Source organism: Halomonas sp. NyZ770, assembly GCF_020616575.1.
Lineage (GTDB): Bacteria > Pseudomonadota > Gammaproteobacteria > Pseudomonadales > Halomonadaceae > Vreelandella > Vreelandella hamiltonii.
On sequence record NZ_CP085143.1, the window covers coordinates 1,493,777 to 1,510,839 of the forward strand.

The window sequence follows — 17,063 nt, forward strand, 5'->3', positions numbered from 1 at the left end:
TATTCCGTGAAGCAGGCCAGACCGATGGTTGATCAGCGCCCTTTGGCGATTTTCTTGATGGGGCCTACCGCGGCAGGCAAGACCGATGCGGCCATTGCACTGCACGAAACCCTGGGGCACGAACTGATCAGCGTCGATTCGGCCATGGTGTACCGTGGCATGGATGTCGGCAGCGCCAAACCGAGTGCTGCGGAGCTGGCCCGCGCCCCCCATCGGCTGATCGACCTGCGTGACCCGGCAGACCCCTATTCCGCCGCTGATTTTCGTGAAGATGCGCTGCGCGAGATGCGGCAAATCAGCGCGGCAGGCAAAGTCCCCCTGTTGGTGGGCGGTACCATGCTCTACTTCAAGCGCCTGGTGGAAGGGGTGGCCAATCTGCCCGCCGCAGACCCACTCATTCGTGAGCGGCTGGCGGCCATGCAGGCAGAGCAAGGGCTGGCAGCGCTGCATCGCGAACTGGCCAGCGTAGATCCGGTCTCGGCGGCGCGCATTCACCCCAACGACCCGCAGCGGCTGATGCGTGCTCTGGAAGTGTTCCATGCCAGTGGCAGGCCGATGAGTGAACTGTGGGCTGAGCAGGAAGCGGAAACCTTTCCCTGGCGGGTGCTGTCGATAGCCTTGTCACCGCTCGATCGCTCGGTATTGCACCGGCGTATTGCCCAGCGATTTGACGCCATGCTGGATGAGGGCTTGATTGATGAGGTCGCCGCCCTCAAAAAGCGTAAAGATATTCATGCGGGCTTGCCCTCGATGAAAAGTGTTGGCTACCGTCAAGTATGGGAATATCTGGATGGTGAGTATGACCGGGACGAGCTGGTGTCCCGGGGAGTGATCGCTACACGTCAACTGGCCAAGCGGCAGCTGACGTGGCTGCGTAGCTGGTCAGCGCTGCGCTGGATAGATACGCAGCAGCCGGATACGCTGGATAAGCTGCTGAAATTCGTGCGTGAAAGCGGTGCTTAGCGTAAGATAGTGATTTCGTAACAAGTGTTTTAGAGTGGCCTTTGGCGCTCGAATCGACACTAGGCCTTTCGGGCAACAAGATTGCGGCGCAGCACCAGTAGGGCGCGCCATTTGATAACCAACCCCAACGACAGTTTAGGGAGAGCAACATGTCCAAAGGGCAGTCCCTTCAAGACCCGTACCTGAATATTTTGCGCAAGGAGCGCATTCCGGTCTCTATTTTCCTGGTAAACGGCATTAAGCTGCAGGGCCAGATTGAATCGTTTGACCAGTTTGTCATCTTGTTGCGCAATACCGTCAGTCAGATGGTTTATAAACACGCCATTTCCACCGTCGTGCCCTCGCGCAATGTGCGCCTGCCAGCACAGGATCCCTCAGCGGCTGACGCTGACATCTGAGACGGCTGGATGGCAAGAGAGTCCACGAGGTATTGATTGTTTTTTGAACGCCCTGAAGCCGGTGAAACGGCAGTCCTTGTTCACGTAGATTTCTATGATGAGCAGGCACGAGAAGACCCGGGTGAGTTCTTGGAGCTTGTGCGCTCTGCCGGTGCAGAGCCCGCGACGTTGCTCACAGCTAGCCGCCAGCGTCCCGATTCCCGAACGTTCATCGGGAGCGGGAAGCTGGAGGAGCTGCGGGCGATGCTCGCAGCCCATGAAGCGGAACTGGTGATCTTCAACCACAGTTTAAGCCCTTCCCAGCAGCGTAATCTTGAGAAGGAACTCAAGTGTCGTGTCTTGGATCGCACCGGTCTGATTCTCGATATTTTTGCGCAGCGGGCACGAACTCATGAGGGCAAGCTGCAAGTCGAGCTTGCCCAGCTCGAATACATGTCTACCCGTCTGATTCGTGGATGGACCCACCTTGAGCGGCAAAAAGGCGGCATTGGCCTGCGCGGTCCCGGCGAAACACAGCTGGAGACCGATCGGCGATTGCTGCGTGCCCGCATCAAGTCCATCCACAAGCGTCTGGACAAGGTGCGCAGCCAGCGCGAGCAGAATCGCCGCGCTCGGGCCAGAGCCGAGATCCACAGCGTGTCGCTGGTGGGGTACACCAACGCTGGCAAGTCGACGCTATTCAACGCGCTGACCAGCGCTGAAGTCTATGCCGCCGATCAGCTGTTCGCGACGCTGGATCCGACGCTCAGACGGTTGGAAATAGAAGATGTCGGCCCCGTCGTGCTGGCCGATACCGTAGGCTTCATCCGTCACCTGCCGCACAAGCTGGTGGAGGCGTTCCAGGCGACCCTGCAAGAGGCTTCCGAAGCCACGTTGCTGGTCCACGTCATCGACGCCGCCGACCCGGACCGCGAATTGAACGTGGCGCAGGTGGACGAGGTGCTCAAGGAAATTGGTGCCGACAGCGTGCCGGTGCTCAAGGTCATGAACAAGATCGACAAGCTGGATAGCGCACCGCGCATCGAGTACGACGGTCATGGCGTGCCGAGCGTGGTATGGCTATCTGCTCAGCAGGGGCTGGGTCTGGAACTGTTGCACGAAGCGCTGTCAGAGCGTCTGGCCAATGACGTGATCGGTTTCTCGCTGACCCTGGCGCCAGAGCAGGGCAGGCTGCGCGCTGGCCTGCATGAGCTGAATGCCGTCCGCGAAGAGAGTTTCGACGAGCAGGGGCGCTCCGTGCTGGACGTGCGCCTGCCGCGGCGTGATTTCAACCAGCTGATGGCGCAGCTGGGCGAGCGCGCCAATACCTATTTACCAGAAGCATTACGCGAATCTGACGAATGGTAGCCCTTCAAGTGCCGACTCCCCAGCTGCCCCATGGTGCAGTGTTGTGGGAGTATGGTACAAGATTGATATAGCAATAATATCAAAAGCACTCGGCCTTGCCTGAGCGTAAGGTACGGTGCAGGTGAACACCTTAGTGGAGACGAAGTATGGCCTGGAATGAGCCCGGTGGTGGCAACCAGCACGACCCTTGGAGCAGTGGGGGGCGTCGTGGTAGCAATAACGGCGGTGACCGCGGTGGTAATAACGGCGGCAACAACGGCGGAGGCAATGGTGGGAACGGCGGAAACAATCAGGGGCCTCCCGATCTTGATGAAGCGCTCAAGAAGTTTCAAGACAAGCTGAACGGCATGCTGGGCGGCGGCAAGAAGAGCGGTGGCGGTAGCGGTGGCAACAAGGGCGGCGGCAAGCCGCGCAATTCGTTTGCACTGCCCGGGCTGCTGCTGATCGTGGCGCTGGCCATCTGGGGTGCGTCCGGCTTCTATCTGGTCGACCAGTCCGAGCGTGGTGTCGTGCTGCGCTTTGGTGAGTTCCAGGGCATCGTCAGTCCCGGTCTGCAGTGGAATCCGCCGCTGATCGACGATGTGCGTATGGTGAACGTCACGCGCGTTCGTTCCGTTGCACAGACCCAGTCGATGTTGACCCGAGACGAAAATATCGTCGAAGTCGAAATCTCGGCCCAGTATCAGGTGGCCAATCCACGTGATTTCGTACTGAACGTGCGCGACCCAGCACTCTCCATCGAGAATGCGCTGGACTCGGCTCTGCGCCACGTGGTGGGTGGCACCGACATGATCGATATTCTGACCTCTGGTCGTGAAATTCTCGGTAGCTCGGTGGCCAGCCGCCTGCAGACCTATCTGGATGCCTATGGTGCCGGTATTCGTCTGCAGACGATCAACATCGAGTCCACCTCGGCGCCCGCGCCGGTGATCGATGCTTTCGATGACGTTATCCGTGCCCGCGAAGATCGCCAGCGGACCATCAACGAAGGTATGGCCTATGCCAACGCGATCATCCCGGCTGCACAAGGTCAGGCTCAGCGTGTGGTAGAGCAGGGGCAGGGTTACCGTGAATCGGTCGTTGCCGAAGCACAGGGTCAGGCCAACCGCTTCAATGCGCTGTTGACCGAATACCAGAACTCACCGGAAGTGATGCGCGAGCGTATGTACCTGGATGCCATCGAAGAAGTCTTTGGGAGCACGCCCAAGGTGCTGCTGGATATCAGCGACAATGCGCCCTTGATGTACCTGCCGTTGGATCAGATGCGCAGTGGAAGCAGCGGCGGTTCGAGCAGCTCCAGCAGCAGCGATAGCAGCGGTAACAGCAGTGACGCCATCGACCCGCGCGTGCTCGATTCGCTGCGTACCAGTCAGGGTGGCGCTTCGTCATCGTCCAGTAATTCGCCCATTCGCAGGGAGGGTCGCTAAATGATTAATAACCGTTCCCTGCTGATCGTGGGTGGCCTGGCCGCAGTTGCCTGGCTGGCCAGCAACAGCCTGTACGTGGTGGATGAGACCGAGCGTGCCGTCAAGCTGCGCTTTGGTGAAGTCATCGAAGAGAACATTCAGCCTGGGCTTCACGTCAAGATTCCGATTGCCCAGACCGTGCGCAAGTTCGATGTGCGTCTGCTGACCCTCGATACCGATACCAGTCGTTATCTGACCCTCGAGCAGAAAGCGGTCATCGTCGACTCCTACGTCAAGTGGCAGGTGGTCAACCCCACCCGTTACTACGAGGCCACTGCGGGTGACGAGATGATGGCGGTACGCCTGATTCAGCCCCGAGTCGACGAAAGCCTGCGTAACGAGTTTGGTCGCCTCAATCTTCAGGAAATCATCGCCGAGCGCCGTGATGACCTGATGACCGGACCCACCGGCGAACTCGACGAGCTGATGCGTGAAGAGCTGGGCGTGGCGATTCGTGATATTCGTATCAAGCGGATCGACCTGCCGGAAGACGTGTCGGCTGCCGTTTTCGAGCGGATGCGCTCCGAGCGTGAGCGTGAAGCGCGCGAGTGGCGTGCTCAGGGTCAGGAAGAGGCCGAGCGTATTCGCGCCAACGCCGACCGTCGTCGTCAGGTCTTGCTGGCGCAAGCCAACGAGCGTTCCGAGACCCTGCGTGGTGAAGGGGATGCCGAAGCCGCCGCGATCTTCTCCCAGGCTTACAGCCAGGATCAGGAATTCTTCGCCTTCTGGCGTAGCCTGAATGCCTACCGTCAGAGCTTCTCTGGCGACGGCAACCTGCTGGTATTGGAGCCAGACAGCGACTTCTTCCGCTACCTGCGCAGCGCCATGCCGGACAGCGACGAGTAAGCGAAGCGGGCTCGTTTCCCGCTGGGCGATACGCCCGGCGGGGTTCAACTGGGCTCCAAACGTGGTAGACTTTATCAACCGGGCGTCGCCCGGTTTTTTTGTGGCCCCATTTCACGTGCGTTATCAGGCCGGGCAGGTCAAGATGCCCTCCTGGTGTCGTCGGCCGGGCCTTCATCGTCTCGCAGGATTGTTCACATGACCATCGCTGACCGCTGGCTACTGCCTGACGGCATGGATGAGGTGCTGCCGCCTCAGGCAAGCCGCATGGAAGAGCTGCGCCGTGCGCTACTCGATCTTTATCACGCCTGGGGCTATGACCAGGTAATGCCGCCACCGGTAGAGTTTCTCGACTCGCTGCTGACCGGTACCGGCACCGACCTCGACCTCCAAACCTTCAAGCTGACCGACCAGTTGACGGGGCGCATGATGGGCGCCTCGGCAGACGTCACGCCCCAGGTGGCGCGAATGGATGCGCACTCGCTGAAACGTCAGGGGCCGGTACGCCTGTGCTACTGCACCAACGTGCTGCGTGCCAAGGCCGACCAGCATCAGGGGGGGCGCAGCCCCGTGCAGGTGGGTGTCGAGCTGTTTGGTCATGCGGGGCTCGAAGCCGACAGCGAAATCATTCACCTGGCGCTTGCCAGCCTGCATGCCGCCGGTGCCAGTGAGATCCACCTGGCGCTGGGGCATATCGGCATCTATCGCAGCCTGGTCGAAGCCGCTGCGCTCAGCGAAGAGCAGGAGCGTGCGCTGTTCGAGGCGCTGGCGCTCAAATCGCCTGGGCAGTTGGCCGAGCAAGTGGCGGCCAGCGTCAAGGACCCGGTATTGGCGGAGATGCTGATGGCGCTTGGCGAACTGCACGGCAATGCCGAGGTGCTGAGCGAAGCGCGTGAGCGGTTTGCGGGTGCCCCGGCGCCGGTCAATGCCGCGCTGGATCAGCTGGAAGCGCTGTACAAAGGGGTGTTGGCGCGTTTCGACGTGGCCCTGTACTTCGACCTTGCCGAGCTGCGTGGCTATCAGTACCACACCGGCATGATGTTTGCGGCTTATGTTCCCGGTTATGGCTACGCATTGGCCAAAGGGGGGCGCTATGATGATACTGGGCGTGCCTTTGGGCGTGCTCGCCCGGCGACGGGCTTCTCGATGGATCTGAAACAGCTGGCCTCCCTGGCGCCAGCGTCTCCTGACCGCAAAGCGGTGTGGGCGCCAGCCCAGGAGGATGAGTCGCTCAATGCTGCCATCGTGGCACTGCGCGAGCAGGGTGAACGCGTTATTCAAGCGCTGCCTGGGCAGCGTACTGGGCCGGCGGAGCACAACTGTGACCGCCGTCTTGAGTTTATCGACGGCCGTTGGCAGACAGCGGCCCTGACACAAGAGACGAGTGCATAATGGGTAAGAATGTCGTAGTCCTGGGGACTCAGTGGGGCGATGAAGGCAAAGGCAAGATCGTCGATCTGTTGACCGAATCCGCTTCTGCCGTGGTTCGCTTTCAAGGTGGCCACAATGCTGGCCACACGCTGGTCATCGATGGTGAGAAGACCGTTCTTCACCTGATTCCGTCCGGCGTGCTGCGTCCGGGCAAGACCTGCGTCATCGGCAATGGCGTCGTGCTCTCTCCGGAAGCCTTGATCAAGGAGATTCGCGAGCTGGAAGCCAAGGGCGTGCCGGTGCGTGAGCGTCTGCGCCTGTCGCCAGCCTGTCCGCTGATCCTGCCGTACCACGTGCGCCTGGATCAGGCGCGTGAAAAGGCCCGTGGCGTGGCCAAGATCGGCACTACCGGTCGTGGCATCGGCCCGGCTTATGAAGACAAGGTTGCCCGTCGTGGCCTGCGCCTGGGCGATATGCTGCATCGCGAGCGTTTTGCCTCCAAGCTGGGCGAAGTCCTCGATTACCACAACTTCGTACTGGTGAATTACCACGGCGAACCGGCGGTGGATTTCCAGGAAGTGCTCGACAGCGCCATGCAGATGGCCGAAGAGCTGCGCCCCATGGTCAGCGATACCGTCAGCATGGTCCACGACCTGCGCAAGGCCGGTGAGAACATTCTGTTCGAAGGTGCTCAAGGCTCGCTGCTGGATATCGACCACGGTACCTACCCCTACGTGACCAGCTCCAACACCACGGCCGGTGGTACCGCCACCGGCTCTGGCGTGGGTCCGCTGTACCTGGATTACGTGCTGGGTATCACCAAGGCGTACACCACGCGTGTAGGCTCTGGCCCGTTCCCCACCGAGCTGTTCGACGACCACGGCCGCCACCTGGCCGAGCGCGGCCATGAGTTCGGCGCTACCACCGGGCGTCCGCGTCGCTGTGGCTGGTTCGACGCCGTGGCCCTGCGCCACGCCGTGCAGATCAACTCGGTCTCGGGTATCTGCTTGACCAAGCTGGACGTGCTCGATGGCCTGGAGAACATTCGCGTCTGTGTCGGCTATCGCAGCAAGGACGGTGAAGTGCTCGACAATCCGGTGGACTCAGAGGGCTACGAAGCCGTCGAGCCGGTCTATCACGACCTGCCGGGCTGGAAAGAGTCGACTCTGGGAGCGAAGAAGGTCGAAGATCTTCCCGCCAACGCCCGTGCCTACATCAGCTACCTGGAAGAGCAGGTAGGCACCAGCATCGACATCATCTCTACCGGCCCTGACCGCGTGGAAACCATCGTGCTGCGCAATCCCTTCGACAGCTAATACCTGCCGATGCCAGCCAAACGGGGCGACGGTGACGTCGCCCCGTTTTGTTTGCAGCCCTGGCGCGCACTCAAAAGTCGATGCCGCGCCGCGCCTGCAGGCCGTTATTGAAGGCGTGACGCACCTCCTGCATTTCCGTCACCGTGTCGGCCATGGCCACCAGCTCGCGATGGGCATTGCGCCCCGTGATGATGACGGTTTGCTCCCTCGGTCTATTGGCCAAGGCCTGTTTGACCGTGGCGATGTCGAGATAGCCGAACTTGAGCATGTAGGTGATTTCATCGAGCACCACCAGGTAGGTGTCGGGGTCGCTCAGCATGGCCTCGGCCTGCTGCCATACGGCCTGGCAGGCAGCGGTGTCGGCCTCGCGGTTTTGGGTATCCCAGGTGAAGCCGGTGGCCATGATGGCAACGCTCAAGTGCGGGTCTTCTTCCAGGCGATTGCGCTCGCCACACTCCCATAGCCCCTTGATGAACTGCACGACGCCGACTTTATAGCCGTAGCCCAGCGCCCGGGTCACGGTGCCCCAGGCAGCCGTGGTCTTGCCTTTGCCGTTGCCCGTATTGACCAGCAGCAGGCCACGCTGCTCGGTGGCCTTGGCGACTTTCTCGTCCACGTGGGCCTTGAGTTTTTCCATGGCTGCCTTGTGACGCGTCTCGCGATCGCTCATCGAATCTCCTCGTGATGGGGTGTCGTGCCCTGTCGAATTTACGCTGGGTAAAAACTTCGGGTAACAGAATTGGCCGCTGAGTGCCTTGCTGCTCTAGAATAGGAGGCTATGTCTCGATAGGAAACAGGTCATGCCATCTTTTGATATTGTGTCAGAGTTCGATCAACACGAAGCCGCCAATGCGGTGGATCAGGCGAACCGCGAAGTGCAGTCGCGCTTTGATTTTAAAGGCGTGGATGCCAGTTTTGCACTGGAAGGCGACAAGGTACAGCTGGAAGCCGAAGTCGACTTTCAGCTCAAGCAGATGCTCGATGTGATGCGCAGTCGGCTGATCGCACGGGGTATCGATGCGCGCTGCATGGACGTCAAGGACCCGGTGCTTTCCGGAGTGAAAGCTCGCCAGGAAGTAGTGCTCAAGCAGGGGCTCGACCAGGCCGAAGCCAAGGACGTCGTCAAGCGTATCAAGGCCAGCAAACTCAAGGTGCAGGCCCAGATTCAGGGTGAAAAGGTGCGCGTGACGGGCAAGAAGCGCGACGACCTGCAAAGCGTGATGGCCCTGCTGCGAGGCGAAGAGGGGCCCGACCTGCCGCTTCAGTTCGATAATTTCCGCGACTGATCACAACCGCATAGCCGCGTCGTGCAGCCGAAGGCTGCCACGGCGCGTTCACTTTATTGCCCACAGGAGTCACGAATCATGTCTGATCCGCAGCCGGTCTATTTAAGCGACTACCAGCCGCCCGACTATCAGGTTACCCATACCGAGCTGACGTTTGATCTTGACCCTACCGCGACCCGTGTCAAGGCACGTTTGACCATTGAGCGCCATGCCCAGGCCGCGCCGCAGGCGCCGCTAGTGCTCAATGGCGAGCATTTGACCCTGCGCTCGCTCGAGCTCGACGGTCGCTCGCTGGCGGAGAGCGAGTACCAGTTGAGCGATACCCAGCTCACCATTGGTGAGGTGCCCGAGGCGTTCGTGCTGGAGAGTGAGGTCGAGATTTCACCCAGCACCAACACCGCCCTGGAAGGGCTCTATCAATCCAACGGCATGTACTGCACCCAGTGCGAGGCCGAGGGGTTTCGGCGTATCACCTTTTATCCTGACCGCCCCGACGTCATGGCCACTTACAGAGTCACCGTGGTGGGCGATGCCGAAAGCGAGCCGGTGCTGCTGGCCAACGGCAACCCCGTCGAGCGTGGCGAGCTGCCTGGCGGGCGTCACTTCGTCACCTGGGAAGACCCGCATCCCAAACCCTGCTACCTGTTTGCCCTGGTGGCAGGCAATCTGCACAAGGTCGAGGATCACTTCACGACCCTGAGCGGTCGTCGCGTGACCCTTCAGCTGTGGGTAGAGCAGGAAAACCTGAACAAGACCGATCACGCCATGGCATCGCTGAAGCGCTCCATGGCCTGGGATGAGCAGACCTACGGGCGTGAGTATGACCTGGACCTGTTCATGATCGTGGCGGTGAACGATTTCAACATGGGGGCCATGGAGAACAAGGGTCTGAACATCTTCAATTCGGCAGCCGTGTTGACCCACCCGGATACCGCCACCGATGCGGCTTTCCAGAACGTGGAAGGCATCGTGGCCCACGAATACTTCCACAACTGGTCGGGTAACCGGGTTACCTGTCGGGACTGGTTTCAGCTGTCGCTGAAAGAGGGCTTCACGGTCTTCCGGGACCAGTGTTTCTCGGCAGACGTCAACTCGGCGCCGGTCAAGCGTATTCAGGACGTATCGTTTTTCCGCACGGCGCAGTTTGCCGAAGATGCAGGCCCCACGGCTCATCCGGTACGCCCAGACCACTATATCGAAATCACCAATTTCTACACCCTGACCATTTACGAAAAGGGTGCTGAGATCGTACGGATGCTGCGCAACCTGCTGGGCTGGGAGGCGTTCCGTCGCGGTGCCGACCGCTATTTCGAGCGCTTCGACGGTCAGGCCGTGACTATCGAAGACTTCGTCGGCTGCATGGCCGAGGTATCGGGGCTGGATCTGGAGCAGTTCATGCGCTGGTACGCCCAGGCGGGCACCCCCGAGATAGACGCCAACGGCGAATACGACTATGCCAATGCGGTGTACCGCCTGACGCTGCGCCAGCGTACCCCGGCGACGCCCGGCCAGCCGGTGAAGCAGCCGCTGCACATCCCCGTGCGTATGGGGTTGGTAGGTACCAAGTCGGGCCACGACCTGACCCTGACGCTGAATGGCGAGTCGTTGGGCAAGGATGCCGTGGTGCACTTGACCGACGATGAGCAGACGTTTGTGTTCACCGACGTTCCTGAAGCGCCAGTACCTTCGCTGTTGCGCGATTTCTCTGCACCGGTGAAGCTGCACTTCCCCTATTCACGGGAAGAGCTGGCGTTCTTGCTGACCCACGACAGCGATGGCTTCAATCGTTGGGATGCCGGTCAGCGGCTGGCCATGCTGGCGCTGGACGATCTGATCGCTGCTCATCGCAACGGGGTCGAAAAGGTCATGGACGGCCGCGTGGTGGAGGCTTTCAGAACTCTGTTGACTGGCCCCATGCAGGACAAGGCCGTGCTGGCCGAGATGCTGACGCTGCCCTCCGAGGCCTACATTGCCGAGCTGCAGCCGATCGTCGATGTGGATGCCATCCATGCGGCGCGAGAATTCGTTCGCCAGTCGTTGGCACTGGCCCTTCGTGAGGAGTTCCTGGCGGTCTATCAGGATAATCTCAGTGATGCGGCCTATGCACCTTCGGCTGAACAAATTGCCCAGCGCAGCCTCAAAAACGTGGCGCTCTCCTATCTGATGTCGATCGAGGATGACGAGGCCGTGGCGCTGTGCGAAGCGCAGTTTGCCGCGGGACACAACATGACCGATGTGCGGCACGCCTTGACGCTGCTGGCGCACAGCGACCGTGACGACCTGGCGGCGCCTGCGCTGAAAACGTTTGGCGAAAAGTGGGCCCACGACCCGCTGGTCATGGACCAGTGGTTTACCATCCAGGTTACCCGGCCTCAGGCGGATGTGCTGGAGAGGGTACGCTACTTGATGCAACACCCGGCCTTCTCGATCAAGAACCCCAACAAGGTGCGTGCGCTGGTGGGGGCATTTGCTCAGAACCGGGTGAACTTCCATCGCTTGGACGGGCAGGGCTATGCATTGCTGGCCGATGTGGTGATCGAGTTGAATCGACTCAACCCGGAAATTGCTGCGCGGCTGGTCACGCCGTTGACCCGCTGGCAGCGCTTTGACGAGGCTCGCCAGCAGCTGATGCGCCAGGAACTGATGCGCATTCGCCAGGAGCCGCTCTCGGCGAACGTCTACGAAGTGGTCGAAAAAGCGTTGGCTTAAGATCGTTCTTGCGGTTTAACCAGGGAAAGGAAACGCGCCAGTGACAGATCCGAACAAGCACTATCTACTGATCATCAACGGAAAATCAGCGGGCAACCCTGAGCTGCGCGAGGCGGTAGCCGCCCAGCGCAAGGCAGGGGTTGCCATCACCGTACGCGCGACCTGGGAAGGGGGCGATGCCGCCGACTTTGCGGCCGACGCAGAGGCTTTGGGGGCGACCCACGTGGTGGCCTGTGGCGGTGATGGCACGGTCAACGAGGTGGTCAATGGATTGATGCGCCTGCCCCATGACCACCGCCCCCCGCTGGGTATCGTGCCTCTGGGCAGTGCCAATGATTTCGCCACGTCGGTAGGGCTGCCCCTGGAGCCCGGGCCTGCGCTGCAAGCGGCTGTCTCGCTCGCGGCGGCGCCCATCGATGTGATTCGCATGACGGCGGAAGCCAACGGTGAGCAGTCGATCAGCTACTACGTCAACATGACGACGGGGGGCTTTGGGGCCGAAATTACCTCTTCGACCCCGAAAACCCTCAAACGCATGTTGGGCGGGGGTGCCTACTCGCTGATGGGCGCGCTCAAGGCGTGGCGACACCGCAGTTATCGCGGCACGCTGCATTGGGCCGACAGCGAACAGGCCGCTTCGCTGCTGCTGCTGGCGCTGGGCAATGGGCGTCAATCGGGGGGCGGTCAGGTACTGGCACCCAGGGCCCGGTTGGACGATGGGCGCCTGGATGTCCTGCTGGTCAAGGATTTCCGTTCGGTGCTGGAACTGCCTGCCTTGTTAGGCGAGCTGCAGCATTTTCCACCGGATGGGCGCTACGTGCGCTACTTCACGGCCAGCCAATTGACCGTGACCACCAGGCCGGACGATGACCCCTGGCCGCTGACCCTGGATGGCGAAGCGAAGCGCTACGAGCGCTTCACGGCCGAGGTGGTGCCGTTGGCGCTCCAGGTACTGCTGCCCGAAGGGTGTGCACTGTTGTCGGCCAATGAACGCCACTAGCCGGTCATTATTGAGTCATTGAATACGATTTTTAAGGAGCTACACGCGATGGTGAATCGACTCTGGATCCCTGTGCTGGCCAGCTTGGCGCTGTTACTCAGTGCCTGTGGCGACAGCCAGGAAGAAGCCAACGTTGCCCCGGAAGAGCCCCCTGCCACGGTGACTGACGAAGAGGGAACGGCGACCTCGGCAGCGGCGCAGGACGACGTGCAAAACGAGGTGCCGGACCCGGAGGAAGTGGAAGACGATATTGAAGCGCGCCAGGCCGCCGAGCAGTTGGAAGCTGCCGAGGCGATGCGCGAAGGTGATGCGAGCGAACCCGGCGCGCCGGAAGCCAGCGAGCTGCAGGCCGGGGAAGAGACGCTGGGGGCAGACCCTGAAGAAGCTCTGGACGAGGCCAGTGCCATGCCAGGTGAAACCACGCGCTCTGATGTGGATGACGTGATTGCCGAAACCGAGCGCCGCTTCGAAGAGGCCCAGCGCCAGCTCGAAGAGCAGTTTCAGGAAGTGGAGCAGCAGCGCCCCGAGCTGGAGCCCATGGAGAGCGATCGCTTGTCGGGCGACTGGGAAACTGATAGCGCCATCACGAATGGCGCCCGTCTGGACGATGGCCTGGAAGCCACTGACGTGGACGCCCTGATCGAGGACACCGAGCGCCGTTTCGAGGAAGCCCAGCGACGCCTGGAAGAGCAGTTCGAAGAGCTGGAGCGGGAACGGCTGGAAAACTCAGGGGCGCGCAACGGGACGACGTCCCCCTGATCGCATGACCTCTTGAAACGCTAGCGTCATGCGAGAGCGAAAAAAGAAGGCCCGCCAGAGCGGGCCTTCTACATTGGCCTGGGTCATACCGGGCGAATGTTGGATGCCTGAAGGCCTTTTTTACCCTGAGTCACTTCGAAGCTGACTTTTTGACCATCCTGCAGGGTCTTGAAGCCTTCCGCCTGAATTTCGGAGAAGTGGGCAAAGAGATCGTCACCGCCGTCATCGGGAGAGATGAAGCCGTAACCTTTCGTATCGTTGAACCACTTGACAGTACCAGTTGCCATCATTCATATCCTTAACGTGCTTGATGATTAGACGGGCATTCACGGTGTTTGCCCGCGAAATTCAATTTAGAAGCAAATAGCCGGGTCGTCCAGTGACCCCGAAAACCTTCCCGTCAACGCCTTTTGCGAGCCTGATACGCATGCCTTTTACCTTGATCGACGCGCAGTTCATCCCGTTTCTGGTGGCTATCACGCTACTCTCTGTCAGCCCCGGGGTGGATACCCTGCTGGTGATCCGCAATACGGCACGCGGTGGCCTGCGCGACGGTATTGCCACCAGCGTGGCCATCTGCTGCGGTCTCTTCGTGCACGCAACGGTGTCGGCACTGGGCATTTCGCTGATTCTTCTGCAATCGGCTTGGGCATTCAATGCGCTCAAGCTGGCCGGTGCAGCCTATCTGATCTGGCTGGGGGTTTCCAGTTTGATGGCCGCCCGTAGAGGAACGCCGCTGCCCGTCAAAGGCGTCATGCAGAACGCTGCGCCTGTCCCGCTCTGGCAGCCCATCAAGGAAGGGTTGCTGTCGAACGTGCTGAACCCCAAGACCGTGGTGTTTTACATGGCCTTCCTGCCGCAGTTCATCGCGCCCACCGACCCCGCCCTGCTGAAGTCGCTGTGGCTGGCAAGCATTCACTTCGTGATTGCCAACGTCTGGCAGATCAGCGTGGTATTGATGGTCGGGGGTGCCAGCAAATGGCTGGCCAGCGCGCGCTTTGCACAAACCCTGAATGCGGCCACGGGGGCGGTGCTGGTCATGTTCGGGCTGCGGCTGGCGCTGGAGCAGCGCCCGGTGTGACCGGGCGCGGGAGGAGAGCGGAGACAGGCTTAGCGTTGAACCAGCGCGCGGTCGTAGCGAACGCTCTGCTCGCTGTCGTTCAATAGCGAGACGCCTTCGCTGCTACCGCCGTTGGCCAGGCTCTCGAAGATGACCCGATAGCTCAGTACGGCCTGCACGTAATCGCGGGTTTCGCGGAAGGGGATGCTCTCCACGAACAGGTCGAACGACTCCATGCTGTTACTTCCCAGCCACTGGTCTACGCGACCAGGGCCGGCATTGTAGGCTGCCGTCGCGGCAAGGCGGTTGCCACGGTAACGGTCGAGCTTGTCACGCAGGTAGGTGCTGCCCAGGCGAATGTTCAGTTCGGGGTCGAGTACGCCGTAAGGCCCGGGGTCGCTGAGTCCCAGTTGGCGACTGACCTGCGTGGCGGTGCCGGGCATCAGCTGCATCAGGCCGCGTGCGCCAGCCGGTGACAGCGCCACGGGGTTGTAGGCGCTCTCCCGACGGGTGATCGCCATCAGCAGGAAGGGGTCTACCCCGGTCATGCGGCCCCAATGCAGAAAACTGTCCCGGTAGGCGGGTGGGAAGCGCCACTCCAGGGCATCCCACATCTCACCGGCAATCGTGGTTTGTACCAGCCGGGCATGCCACTGCTGCTGGGCAGCGTAGTCGGCGAGGGCGCGAGCCTGGTAAGGCGACGCTTCGCGCACGGCATGCAGCCACTCGCTGTTGGCCAGGCCCTCTTCACCAATGCGCAGCAGCGCTTGCGTGCGCTGTACGGAGGGCAGTCGCGCGATATCCTCGCGGGTGGCTTCGTCGAAGTGGTGGCGCTCGTGGTTGAGTCGGTACGGCTGGCCGATTTTTTCAGCGGCGGCAAAGCCATAGAAACTACGGTCCAGAGCGGCCTGCTGGTAGCGCGCCTGAGCAGCTTCCTGATTACCCAGCTGTTCGTTGGCGCGTCCCAGCCAGTACTGCCAGCGGCTGCTCTCCTGCTGGCTGGCGGGCATCTCTGCAATCCAGTGGATGACATCGGTCCATTGGCGCTCCGCCAGGGCGCGGCGCACCCGAAGCTCCAGCACCCGTTCGCTCTGCAAGGAAGGCAGCACGCTGTCTACCCAGCTCAGCGTGCCGGGCACGTCGCGCACCAGGGCGTAGAAGGCCAGCTCCTCCTCGATGACCTGCTGGTCGCTGGGCGCCAGCGTCAGGCGCGGGGCGATCTGTTGCCAGGCGGCAAAGGCACGGGGCGTGTCTTCGCGGGTATAGCGCTGCATGGCCGCCTGATAGAACGCAGCCGTGGCGGCGCATTCAGGCCCCAGGCAAGTGGGGGCCGTGGTCAGGCTGTTGAGGCTTGTGTTGGCCCGCTCCGCCGTATCGATGGCCGTTTGCCACTGGCCGCTGAGCAATCCTCCCAGGTAAGTGCTCAGGCGCTGCTCGCCTGCTTGCCAAGCCAGCATCTTGCGCTCCCAGATGGCGGTGGCATCGATGGTGCCATCCGCGCGCAGGCGGCTGAACAGGGCGTTGCAGGCGTCGGGCTGTGAGCTGCCCACGCGCCACAGCGCCAGGCCCGCCGTGCGTGCCTGTTCGGGGGCGCGGTCGAGGAGTGCCGTGTAGTAGTAGCACTGCCGTGCCGTACCGGCGGGTTCGCCATCGGCGACGGCCAGCAGGTCGCTGAAACGGCCCGCATAGCCGTAGTTGGCAATGGCCTGGCCGCGCAGCCACTCACCTAGGGGGGAGTCACCGTGCTGCTCGATGAACTGCAGTACCTGGCTGACAGAGACGTTGGGCAACTGCTGGCGTAGCCGGTGATACTCCACATAGCCGCTGAGGATATGCCCGTCGATGGCGCTCTGGTCGATTTGTTGCCACTGCTGCTGGCGGGCGGCGTTCAATGCATCGCGCATGGCCTCGTCCGAGGCGGCCCAGGACGCAGATGGCAGGCCGATCAGTGCCGCGGCACACAGCGTGCGAAGGGTAGAACGAAATGGCGTTGCCTGCATGGCACTCCCTCTTTAACTGGAACTGGCTGATATGACGGTCGAGTAGGTGATGGCCACCGTCGCGTGGCCGTCGCGATCATGAACTATTTGGCCAAATGACGTTCTGACCATTGTACCCTGAGAGGATTCCCTGACGATGGCACGATTATCTAGCTGGTGGTTGTTTCGTCGCTTGAAAGGTCGGGCCTGGGCCATCAAACGAGTAGCCCGTGCGCTCACGCTTTTCCTGCCCATGACCCGCGACGTACTGCGTGGCAGTTTCAGGCCGGTGCCTTGGGCCGCCTTCGGTACCATGGCTCTGGCACTGGCCTATCTGGTCATGCCCTTTGATCTCATCCCTGATTTCCTGGTCATCATTGGCCTGGTCGACGATGTGCTGATCGTCGGTTGGCTGTTGAACCGTGTGGATCGCCACCTGGCCGAATATCGCGCCTGGAAGGCCGAGAACGAGGCAGCGTCGACGGCTGCCTGATCGGCGCGGCTGGTTGGCTAGCGCTTGAAATCCCATCACTTATCCCCATATTGCCTTCATCCTGTTTGACGCC

16 protein-coding genes are annotated in these 17,063 nt (G+C 61.3%); 13 read left to right on the forward strand and 3 right to left on the reverse strand.

The window, feature by feature from the left end:
• The first annotated feature begins 24 nt into the window (after nt 1-24).
• From miaA to LG409_RS06820, 7 genes are all read left to right on the forward strand, one after another.
• Nucleotides 25-963 (forward strand): tRNA (adenosine(37)-N6)-dimethylallyltransferase MiaA, encoded by a 939-nt coding sequence (gene miaA, locus LG409_RS06790; RefSeq protein ID WP_039177553.1) that lies wholly within the window; start codon nt 25-27, stop codon nt 961-963.
• 149 nt (nt 964-1,112) lie between these two features.
• Nucleotides 1,113-1,361, forward strand: coding sequence for an RNA chaperone Hfq (hfq, locus tag LG409_RS06795; protein ID WP_016913446.1), 249 nt, complete (start codon nt 1,113-1,115; stop codon nt 1,359-1,361).
• 36 nt (nt 1,362-1,397) lie between these two features.
• Nucleotides 1,398-2,708, forward strand: coding sequence for a ribosome rescue GTPase HflX (hflX, locus tag LG409_RS06800; RefSeq protein ID WP_227407906.1), 1,311 nt, complete (start codon nt 1,398-1,400; stop codon nt 2,706-2,708).
• 146 nt (nt 2,709-2,854) lie between these two features.
• Complete coding sequence (hflK, locus tag LG409_RS06805) at nt 2,855-4,135, forward strand: FtsH protease activity modulator HflK (protein WP_227407907.1); 1,281 nt, start codon at nt 2,855-2,857, stop codon at nt 4,133-4,135.
• The gene (hflC, locus tag LG409_RS06810; protein ID WP_039177541.1) at nt 4,136-5,020 is read left to right on the forward strand and encodes a protease modulator HflC; all 885 of its coding nucleotides are present in this window, start codon (nt 4,136-4,138) and stop codon (nt 5,018-5,020) included.
• 195 nt (nt 5,021-5,215) lie between these two features.
• Entirely contained in the window at nt 5,216-6,409 is a 1,194-nt protein-coding gene (locus LG409_RS06815; RefSeq protein WP_039177538.1) for an ATP phosphoribosyltransferase regulatory subunit, read from the forward strand.
• Nucleotides 6,409-7,704 carry an adenylosuccinate synthase gene (locus LG409_RS06820; protein ID WP_039177535.1) on the forward strand — a complete coding sequence of 432 codons (1,296 nt, stop codon included), beginning with the start codon at nt 6,409-6,411 and terminating at the stop codon, nt 7,702-7,704. The genes LG409_RS06815 and LG409_RS06820 overlap by 1 nt, the downstream gene beginning before the upstream one ends.
• A gap of 70 nt (nt 7,705-7,774) precedes the next feature.
• Here LG409_RS06820 and cobO read toward each other — a convergent pair whose 3' ends face one another.
• Entirely contained in the window at nt 7,775-8,374 is a 600-nt protein-coding gene (gene cobO, locus LG409_RS06825; protein WP_016913452.1) for a cob(I)yrinic acid a,c-diamide adenosyltransferase, read from the reverse strand.
• Between the two features lie 130 nt (nt 8,375-8,504).
• On the opposite strand from cobO, the gene LG409_RS06830 reads away from it, so the two are divergent.
• The 4 genes from LG409_RS06830 (at nt 8,505) to LG409_RS06845 (ending at nt 13,458) form a co-directional block, all read left to right on the forward strand.
• Nucleotides 8,505-8,990 (forward strand): YajQ family cyclic di-GMP-binding protein, encoded by a 486-nt coding sequence (locus tag LG409_RS06830; RefSeq protein WP_039177529.1) that lies wholly within the window; start codon nt 8,505-8,507, stop codon nt 8,988-8,990.
• Nucleotides 8,991-9,068: 78 nt separating this feature from the next.
• The gene (gene pepN / locus LG409_RS06835; RefSeq protein ID WP_227407908.1) at nt 9,069-11,699 is read left to right on the forward strand and encodes an aminopeptidase N; all 2,631 of its coding nucleotides are present in this window, start codon (nt 9,069-9,071) and stop codon (nt 11,697-11,699) included.
• A gap of 40 nt (nt 11,700-11,739) precedes the next feature.
• Nucleotides 11,740-12,699: a lipid kinase YegS gene (gene yegS / locus LG409_RS06840; protein WP_189462888.1), complete on the forward strand. Its 960-nt coding sequence runs from the start codon at nt 11,740-11,742 to the stop codon at nt 12,697-12,699.
• A 48-nt stretch (nt 12,700-12,747) separates the two neighbouring features.
• The gene (locus LG409_RS06845) at nt 12,748-13,458 is read left to right on the forward strand and encodes a hypothetical protein (protein WP_227407909.1); all 711 of its coding nucleotides are present in this window, start codon (nt 12,748-12,750) and stop codon (nt 13,456-13,458) included.
• Nucleotides 13,459-13,541: 83 nt separating this feature from the next.
• Here the strand turns inward: LG409_RS06845 and LG409_RS06850 are convergent, their stop codons facing one another.
• Complete coding sequence (locus tag LG409_RS06850) at nt 13,542-13,745, reverse strand: cold-shock protein (protein ID WP_016913457.1); 204 nt, start codon at nt 13,743-13,745, stop codon at nt 13,542-13,544.
• 140 nt (nt 13,746-13,885) lie between these two features.
• Between LG409_RS06850 and LG409_RS06855 the strand changes: the two genes are divergently transcribed.
• Nucleotides 13,886-14,539, forward strand: coding sequence for a LysE family translocator (locus tag LG409_RS06855; RefSeq protein WP_016913458.1), 654 nt, complete (start codon nt 13,886-13,888; stop codon nt 14,537-14,539).
• 29 nt (nt 14,540-14,568) lie between these two features.
• Here the strand turns inward: LG409_RS06855 and LG409_RS06860 are convergent, their stop codons facing one another.
• The gene (locus tag LG409_RS06860; RefSeq protein WP_227407910.1) at nt 14,569-16,518 is read right to left on the reverse strand and encodes a transglycosylase SLT domain-containing protein; all 1,950 of its coding nucleotides are present in this window, start codon (nt 16,516-16,518) and stop codon (nt 14,569-14,571) included.
• A gap of 136 nt (nt 16,519-16,654) precedes the next feature.
• Here LG409_RS06860 and LG409_RS06865 point away from each other — a divergent pair, with 136 nt between their 5' ends.
• Nucleotides 16,655-16,990, forward strand: coding sequence for a YkvA family protein (locus tag LG409_RS06865; RefSeq protein ID WP_016913460.1), 336 nt, complete (start codon nt 16,655-16,657; stop codon nt 16,988-16,990).
• Nucleotides 16,991-17,063: the final 73 nt, after the last annotated feature.

Bases quoted from the DNA above. Each gene is read 5' to 3' on its own strand.
- LG409_RS06820 (WP_039177535.1), top strand. From the start codon at position 6,409: ATGGGTAAGAATGTCGTAGTCCTGGGGACTCAGTGGGGCGATGAAGGC.
- LG409_RS06855 (WP_016913458.1), top strand. From the start codon at position 13,886: ATGCCTTTTACCTTGATCGACGCGCAGTTCATCCCGTTTCTGGTGGCT.
- pepN (WP_227407908.1), top strand. From the start codon at position 9,069: ATGTCTGATCCGCAGCCGGTCTATTTAAGCGACTACCAGCCGCCCGAC.
- miaA (WP_039177553.1), top strand. From the start codon at position 25: ATGGTTGATCAGCGCCCTTTGGCGATTTTCTTGATGGGGCCTACCGCG.
- hflK (WP_227407907.1), top strand. From the start codon at position 2,855: ATGGCCTGGAATGAGCCCGGTGGTGGCAACCAGCACGACCCTTGGAGC.
- LG409_RS06850 (WP_016913457.1), bottom strand. From the start codon at position 13,745: ATGGCAACTGGTACTGTCAAGTGGTTCAACGATACGAAAGGTTACGGC.
- LG409_RS06865 (WP_016913460.1), top strand. From the start codon at position 16,655: ATGGCACGATTATCTAGCTGGTGGTTGTTTCGTCGCTTGAAAGGTCGG.
- LG409_RS06830 (WP_039177529.1), top strand. From the start codon at position 8,505: ATGCCATCTTTTGATATTGTGTCAGAGTTCGATCAACACGAAGCCGCC.
- hflC (WP_039177541.1), top strand. From the start codon at position 4,136: ATGATTAATAACCGTTCCCTGCTGATCGTGGGTGGCCTGGCCGCAGTT.
- hfq (WP_016913446.1), top strand. From the start codon at position 1,113: ATGTCCAAAGGGCAGTCCCTTCAAGACCCGTACCTGAATATTTTGCGC.
- LG409_RS06815 (WP_039177538.1), top strand. From the start codon at position 5,216: ATGACCATCGCTGACCGCTGGCTACTGCCTGACGGCATGGATGAGGTG.
- LG409_RS06860 (WP_227407910.1), bottom strand. From the start codon at position 16,518: ATGCAGGCAACGCCATTTCGTTCTACCCTTCGCACGCTGTGTGCCGCG.
- cobO (WP_016913452.1), bottom strand. From the start codon at position 8,374: ATGAGCGATCGCGAGACGCGTCACAAGGCAGCCATGGAAAAACTCAAG.
- LG409_RS06845 (WP_227407909.1), top strand. From the start codon at position 12,748: ATGGTGAATCGACTCTGGATCCCTGTGCTGGCCAGCTTGGCGCTGTTA.